Below are 6,571 nucleotides of genomic sequence, written 5' to 3' on the forward strand. Positions count from 1 at the left end.
CTCCTCCTCCGCCGCCTCCACCGCACCCCGCCAACAGGCCTGCCAGGGCGAGCGCCATCGCGCCGGTGGTGGCGGCCAGGGCCCGCGAGCGCCGCGACGCGTGTGCATTGCGAAAGGCCATCGGGTCCTCCTGGCGTCCGCGGTGGCGGACAGTGCTGATCGGTTTTTTTCGGGGCGGGGGCGGGACGCTCGCCCGCTACTGGATGAAGCCCATGCCGCGCGATTCGCGCACCTCGGGCTTGATGCGATGCTCGGCTTCGAGCTGTTCGAGAAACTCCGCCGCCGAGAACTCGGCCGCGAGGATGTCGGTCTGCCGCTTCACGGCCGCGAAGTCGCCCGGGCACAGCTGCGACAGCAGCGCCAGGCGCGCGCGCACCTCGCCGGAGAGCAGGGCCGCGTCGCCCGCGAGCGCCTCGGTGACGAACATGCGTTCGCGCTGCGCCGCGGTGAGCGGCATGAACTTGATCTTGAAGGTGAAGCGCCGCAACGCCGCCTGGTCGAGCCGGTCGAGCAGGTTGGTGGTGCACACGAACACGCCGCGAAAGCGCTCCATGCCCTGCAGCATCTCGTTGACCTCGGTGACCTCGTAGGTGCGCTGCGCGCCGCGCCGGTCCTGCAGGAACGAGTCGGCCTCGTCGAGCAGCAGCACGGCCTTCTCGGACTCGGCCTCCTTGAACATGGCGGCCATGTTCTGCTCGGTCTCGCCGACGTACTTGCTCATGAGGTCGCTCGCCTGCTTGACGATGAGCGGACGGCCCACGGCCTTGGCGATGTGCTCGGCCAGCGCGGTCTTGCCGGTGCCGGGCGCGCCGTAGAAGCACAGCGTGCCGTGGCCGCGCGCCTTCAGCGCCTCGACGATGCGCGGGATCTCGAAGCGGGTTTCGACGTGGAGCATGTCCAGGTCGTAGGTGGTGACGCTGCGGCGCTCGGCCGGGCTCTTGTCGAGCGTGCCCAGCGCGAGGTCGGCGTTGCGCAGCTGGCGCTCGATGAGGGCCTCGACCGAAGCCTCGTCGGTCTTCGCCAGGCCGGCGAAGCGCACGGCGGTGCGGATCTGCGCGGGCGTGAGGCCCTTGCGCTCGGCCAGCTTGGCGGTGAAGGCCTCGGACACGACCACGCCTTCGAGCGTCTTCTTGACGAGCTGCTCGCGCGCGCCGGGCGGCGGCGACTTGAGCTCCAGGTGGTAGGCGAAGCGGCGACGGAAGGCCGGGTCGATCTGCTCGATGCGGTTGGTGACCCACAGCGTGGGCACGGGGTTGGCCTCGAGGATCTGGTTGACCCAGGCCTTGCCGCTCACGCTGCCACTGGCGGGCGCGGGGATCTGCTCGGCGCGAGCCATGAACTGCGCGGCCTCGGTGCTGATGGGCGGGAACACGTCCTCGACCTCGTCGAACAGCAGCGCGGCCTGTGCGCTGCCCTTGAGGAACACCTGCGCGATCTGCAGCGAGCGGTAGCGGTCGCGACCGCTGAGCGAATTGCCGTCGCGGTCGGCGTACTCGACCTCGAAGAGCTCCAAGCCCGCGGCCTGCGCGACCACCTTGGCCAGCTCGGTCTTGCCGGTGCCGGGCGGGCCATAGAGCAGCACGTTGACGCCGGGCTCCTTGCGCGCGACGGCCGCGCGCAGCAGCGTGACGAGCATCTGCGCGTCTTCCTGCACGAAGGAAAAATCGTGCGGCGTGAGCGCGCTCTTGGCCGAGGGCCGCGTGAACACGGCCATCAGCTCGTTGTGGTCGCGGTACTCGCGCATCAGCACGGGCGGCAGCTTCTCGCTGACCTTCATGAGGTCGGCGAGGTCGGTGATGTTGTGCTCGGAGATGAGGTTCTCGACGAGGCCGATGCGCTCCAGCCTCGAGCCCGCGCGCAGCGCCTCGCCCACCTCGCTCGCGTTGACGCCCGCGATGTCGGCGATGGCAGCGTAGGCCTCGGGCGCGTTGTTGACCTTGAACTCGACCAGCAGCGAGCGCAGGTCGCGCTGGTAACGCGCGAGCGTGCCGTACAAGAGCAGCGCGCGCTCGGCCTTGTTGAGCTGCAAAAGGCCGGCGAGCGCGTCGATGTTCTTCTCGACCAGCGTCGACTGCTTGCGCAGCGCGTGCGTGAGCCAGTCGCGCGTGACGGCCAGCACCGAGAGCAGGTCTTTCGGCTGGTCTTTCGCGTACTCGTCGAGGTAGAAGAACAGCGTGCCTTCTTCATACGGGCCGCGCCACACGCCGTGGCGTTCGAGCAGCGTGCGGCCGTCGAAATCTTCGACGCCCTTCCACGCTTCGTTGCCCGCACAGCGGCGGCCCAGGAACTCGCGCAATCGCTGCAGCACCGCGGCGGGCCACACGAGGTGGCGCCCGGTGAGCGAGAGCAATCCGTTGATATCGCGCCGCACATTGAAGCGCGGCCCCTGCTTGGCGGCGAGCGTGAGCACGAAGTGCGAGCACATGAGCTCGAGCACCGGTGCTTCCTTGAGGCCGGGCGAAGGCAAGGCCTGCCCGCGCACCGCAGCAGCCACCACATCGACACCCGCACGCTTGACCATCAGGCAACCTCCTGCGAGGAAATACTTGGAGCGACCATAACGCAGACTTTTGGCTTCGGGAAGACGCCGAAAGAGTAAAAACCCTGATCCGCTGGATTCCAGCCACAATGCGCGCCATGGTCGGAATCGAAGCTATCCGTCGCGCCGCGGCGCGCCTGCAGGGCCAGGTGCTCAACACGCCCTGCGTGGAGTCGCGCACGCTCTCTGAAATCGTGGGCGCGCAGGTGTTCCTCAAGTTCGAGAACCTGCAGTTCACGTCCTCCTTCAAGGAGCGCGGAGCGTGCAACAAGCTGGTCGATTTGTCTGAAGGCGGCACGCGCGGCGTGATCGCCATGTCGGCCGGCAACCATGCGCAGGGTGTGGCTTATCACGCGCAGCGGCTGGGCCTGCGCGCACTCATCGTGATGCCGCGCTTCACGCCCGGCGTGAAGATCGAGCGCACGCGCGGCTTCGGCGCCGAGGTGGTGCTGCACGGCGACACGCTCGACGCGGCGCGCGCCCATGCGCTGGCACTGGCCGAGCGCGAAGGCCTGACCTTCGTGCACCCGTACGACGACGAAGCCATCATTGCCGGCCAGGGCACGATCGCGCTCGAGATGCTCGACGCGGTGCCCGACCTCGACACGCTCGTGGTGGCGGTCGGCGGCGGCGGGCTCATCGCCGGCATGGCCGTTGCGGCGCGCGAGATCAAGCCCGGCATCGAGATCGTCGGCGTGCAGACGCAGCGTTTTCCGGCGATGGTGAATGCCGTCAAGGGCACGCACCACGCGCAGGGCACGAGCACGATCGCCGAAGGTATCGCGGTCGGCACGCCGGGCGTGCTGACGCAGGAGATCATCGCCGCCAAGGTCGACGACCTGCTGCTGGTGGACGAAGGCGACATTGAGCAGGGCGTGCTGATGCTGCTCGAGATCGAAAAGACCCTGGTCGAGGGCGCGGGCGCGGCCGGCCTGGCGGCGCTGATCCGCCACCCGGAACGCTTTCGCGGCAAGCGCGTGGGCCTGGTGCTGTCGGGCGGCAACATCGATCCGCTGCTGCTCGCGGCCATCATCGAACGCGGCATGGTGCGCGCCGGACGGCTCGCCCGGGTGCGCGTCAGCGCGCGCGACGTGCCGGGCTCGCTGGCCCAGATCACGGCCACTGTGGCCGAAGCGGGCGCTAACGTCGACGAGGTGCACCATCAGCGCGCCTTCACCATGCTGGCGGCGCAGAATGTCGACGTCGAGCTGGTGCTGCAAACGCGCGGCCGGGCCCACCTGGCGAGCGTGTTGAGCGCCCTGAAAGACGCCGGTTTCGAAGCGGTGGAGCAGCACTGAGGGCTCCTCGCAACCCCCTAGACCCGCCGACGGCGCCTCGCCGGTAAAATGGCGGGAGTTTTGTCATTTGCGGTTGACTGCATTTGATGCGTTGTCATTTGCGTATTCGAGGTATTTCCCGATGTCCCATCCCACCCCCGCCGAGCACGGCCACGCTGCCGCCGCCGAACATGACGCCGTCGAATCGGTCGTTCACCTGATGCCGCTCGTGCTCCCGCTGGCTGGCGGCGTGCTGATGCTGCTGCTGGCGTCGATCGCCGTTTTTCTCGCCTGAACTGACAGGCTTTCGCGCTTTTGTCCGCGGGCTGTGCGGCCCGCGTTGACGCAATCTCCCGAAGCGAAACGTTTTCTCAAACGGACCTCCGTGCCTGGTCAGGCGCGGCGCCCCGTTCGGAAAGACGATTTTTCAACTTAGGAGATTTCCGATGAACGCACCCACGATGAAGGGCCTTCCCATTCAGGCGCCCTCATACGTCAAGAACGCCAAGCTGATCGCCTGGGTGGCCGAGATGGCCGCGCTGTGCAAACCCGACGCCATCCACTGGTGCGACGGCAGCAAGGAAGAATACGACCGCCTCTGCCAGCAACTGGTCGACGCCGGTACCTTCAAGAAGCTGAACCCCGCCAAGCGCCCGGGCTCGTTCCTCGCGATGTCCGATCCGAGCGACGTGGCACGCGTCGAAGACCGCACCTTCATCTGCTCCGCGCAGAAGGAAAACGCCGGCCCCACCAACAACTGGATGGCCCCGGCCGAGATGCGCGCGACGCTGCAGCCCTTGTTCGACGGCTGCATGAAGGGCCGCACCATGTACGTGGTGCCCTTCAGCATGGGCCCGCTGGGCTCGCCCATTGCACACATCGGCATCGAGCTGTCCGACAGCCCCTACGTGGCCGTCAACATGCGCATCATGACCCGCATGGGCAAGGCCGTGTACGAAGTGCTGGGCACCGATGGCGAGTTCGTGCCCTGCGTCCACACCGTGGGCGCACCGCTCGAGGCCGGCCAGAAGGACGTGACCTGGCCCTGCAACACCACCAAGTACATCGTTCACTACCCCGAGACGCGCGAGATCTGGAGCTACGGCTCGGGCTACGGCGGCAACGCGCTGCTGGGCAAGAAGTGCTTCGCGCTGCGCATCGCCTCGAACATGGGCCGCGACGAAGGCTGGCTGGCCGAGCACATGCTGATCCTCGGCGTGACCAGCCCTGAAGGCAAGAAGCACCACGTGGCCGCCGCCTTCCCGAGCGCCTGCGGCAAGACCAACTTCGCGATGCTGATCCCGCCGGCGGGCTTCGACGGCTGGAAGGTCACGACCATCGGTGACGACATCGCCTGGATCAAGCCGCAAGCCGACGGCACGCTGCGCGCCATCAACCCGGAAGCCGGCTACTTCGGCGTGGCCCCGGGCACCAACGACCTGACCAACCCGAACTGCATGGCCAGCCTGCACCGTGACGTGATCTTCACGAACGTGGCGCTGACCGACGACGGCGACGTCTGGTGGGAAGGCATGGGCGACGCGCCCGCGCATTGCATCGACTGGCAAGGCAAGGAGTGGACGCCGCAGATCGCCAAGGAAACCGGCGCCAAGGCCGCCCACCCGAACGCGCGCTTCACCGTCGCCGCCACCAACAACCCCGCGCTCGACGAAGCCTGGGACGATCCGAAGGGCGTGAAGATCGACGCCTTCATCTTCGGCGGCCGCCGTTCGACGACCGTGCCGCTGGTCACCGAAGCCCGCAACTGGGTCGAAGGCGTCTACATGGCCGCCACGATGGGCTCGGAAACCACCGCTGCGGCCGCCGGCCAACAAGGCGTGGTGCGCCGCGACCCGTTCGCCATGCTGCCGTTCATGGGCTACAACATGAGCGACTACTTCCAGCACTGGCTCGACCTGGGCAAGAAGCTGCAAGCCTCGGGCGCCCAGCTGCCGAAGATCTACACGACCAACTGGTTCCGCAAGGGCGCGGACGGCAAGTTCGTCTGGCCAGGCTACGGCGAGAACATGCGCGTGCTGAAGTGGATGATCGACCGCGTGGAAGGCAAGGCGACGGAAGGCGTCGAGCACATCACCGGGGTAAGCCCGCGCTATGAAGACCTGAACTGGACTGGGCTGGATTTCAGCGCCGAGCAGTTCGCGACGGTCACGAGCATCGACAAGGCGGCTTGGCAGGCCGAGCTGAAGCTGCACACAGAGTTGTTCCAGCAGCTGGCGCACCATCTGCCGAAGGAATTGCCGGAGACGAAGGCTGCGATTGAGCAGCGGTTGGCTGCCTGAGTAAGCGCTTCTCGCAGGCTCATGGGCCTGCGAAGTGCGGGCTTTGAAAGCCCAATAGAAAAGCCCGATGAGTTCATCTCGTCGGGCTTTTTTTGTTTGCGAGGGCGTCGTCCAAGCCTTGCATACGGCGCGCCGGCGGCTGTCTGGCTTGGAGCGCGACCCAGTGAAGCACGCACGCCATGCGATGAAGGTGCTGATGAAGTTCAAGCTTCTCGAACTGCACGCGGTGTCGCATGCGGAGTGGGATGCGTGGCTGGCCGGAACGCCCTATTTCGAGCTGATTCGAGCTCGATTCTTTGCCGGTGAGTCGCTGGAGGCTCTGACGGACGACTTGTTGGCAGAGCTGGTTGCGGTCGGCGCAGCACAATCCGATGCTTCGGGAGTTCACAACGCCTGATTAGCAGTTGTTTGCCGCAATAAAAAAAGCGCTGCTTCTTTCGAGTCAGCGCTTTTTA

General features: G+C 66.7%; 5 protein-coding genes. 4 read left to right on the forward strand and 1 reads right to left on the reverse strand.

Annotated features, from left to right (window positions below; all coding sequences use genetic code 11):
• Positions 1-196: 196 nt before the first annotated feature.
• Positions 197-2,521: an ATP-binding protein gene (locus AC3WQR_RS31325; protein ID WP_369645832.1), complete on the reverse strand. Its 2,325-nt coding sequence runs from the start codon at positions 2,519-2,521 to the stop codon at positions 197-199.
• Between the two features lie 116 nt (positions 2,522-2,637).
• Here AC3WQR_RS31325 and AC3WQR_RS31330 point away from each other — a divergent pair, with 116 nt between their 5' ends.
• From AC3WQR_RS31330 to AC3WQR_RS31345, 4 genes are all read left to right on the forward strand, one after another.
• Positions 2,638-3,837, forward strand: coding sequence for a threonine ammonia-lyase (locus tag AC3WQR_RS31330; RefSeq protein ID WP_307696570.1), 1,200 nt, complete (start codon positions 2,638-2,640; stop codon positions 3,835-3,837).
• A gap of 121 nt (positions 3,838-3,958) precedes the next feature.
• Positions 3,959-4,111, forward strand: a complete 153-nt coding sequence (locus AC3WQR_RS31335; protein WP_169805104.1) for a hypothetical protein — start codon at positions 3,959-3,961, stop codon at positions 4,109-4,111.
• 151 nt (positions 4,112-4,262) lie between these two features.
• Positions 4,263-6,116: a phosphoenolpyruvate carboxykinase (GTP) gene (locus AC3WQR_RS31340; protein ID WP_139703565.1), complete on the forward strand. Its 1,854-nt coding sequence runs from the start codon at positions 4,263-4,265 to the stop codon at positions 6,114-6,116.
• A 67-nt stretch (positions 6,117-6,183) separates the two neighbouring features.
• Positions 6,184-6,513 (forward strand): hypothetical protein, encoded by a 330-nt coding sequence (locus tag AC3WQR_RS31345; protein ID WP_492745930.1) that lies wholly within the window; start codon positions 6,184-6,186, stop codon positions 6,511-6,513.
• The last annotated feature ends 58 nt before the right edge of the window (positions 6,514-6,571 follow it).

This window comes from Variovorax sp. FW305-3-2-15-B-LB1 (genome assembly GCF_058787635.1).